Genomic DNA, 1,045 nt, shown 5'->3' on the forward strand with positions numbered 1-1,045 from the left:
TCGCCGCGGATGAACGCCTCGACCGCCTCGCGGGCGGTGGAGTCGTCGTACTGCTCCGGCGGGGACTTCATGAAGTACGAGGACGCCGACAGGATCGGGCCGCCGACACCCCGGTCCAGGGCGATCTTCGCCGCGCGGACCGCGTCGATGATGATGCCCGCCGAGTTCGGGGAGTCCCACACCTCCAGCTTGTACTCCAGGTTCAGCGGCACGTCGCCGAACGCCCGGCCCTCCAACCGCACGTAGGCCCACTTGCGGTCGTCCAGCCACGCCACGTAGTCCGACGGGCCGATGTGCACGTTGCGCCGACCCAGGTCCCGGTCCACCTGCGACGTGACCGCCTGGGTCTTGGAGACCTTCTTGGACTCCAGCCGCTCCAGCTCCTTCATGTTCAGGAAGTCCATGTTCCCGCCCACGTTGAGCTGCATCGTGCGGTCCAGCTGCACACCGCGGTCCTCGAACAGCTTCGCCAGCACGCGGTGCGTGATGGTCGCGCCGACCTGCGACTTGATGTCGTCGCCCACGATCGGCACACCCGCCTCGGTGAACCGCCGCGCCCACTCCGGGTCCGAGGCGATGAACACCGGCAGCGCGTTGACGAAACCCACCCGCGCGTCGATGGCCGCCTGCGCGTAGAACCGGTCGGCCTCCTCGGAGCCCACCGGCAGGTAGGACACCAGCACGTCCACCTCGGCGTCGCGCAGCGCCCGCGCCACGTCCACCGGCTGCTCGTCGGACTCCTCCACCGTCTCCCGGTAGAACCGGCCCAACCCGTCCAGCGTCGGACCACGCTGCACCGTCACACCCAGCGGCGGCACGTCCGCGATCTTCACCGTGTTGTTCTCACTGGCCACGATCGCCTCGGACAGGTCGACCCCGACCTTCTTGGCGTCCACGTCGAACGCGGCCACGAACTCCACGTCCCGCACGTGGTACCCGCCGAACTCGACGTGCATCAGACCGGGCACCCGGGTGCTCGGGTCGGCATCGCGGTAATACTGGACGCCCTGCACCAGCGACGCCGCGCAGTTGCCGACCCCGACAA

1 protein-coding gene is annotated in these 1,045 nt (G+C 69.0%); it reads right to left on the reverse strand.

What is annotated here, in order from left to right; genetic code table 11:
• Positions 1 to 1,045: inositol-3-phosphate synthase (locus tag KZQ38_RS35685; RefSeq protein WP_219448451.1), on the reverse strand; the 1,045-nt coding region annotated here is incomplete at both ends.

This window comes from Saccharothrix obliqua (assembly GCF_019375475.1).
Taxonomy (GTDB): Bacteria; Actinomycetota; Actinomycetes; order Mycobacteriales; family Pseudonocardiaceae; genus Actinosynnema; species Actinosynnema obliqua.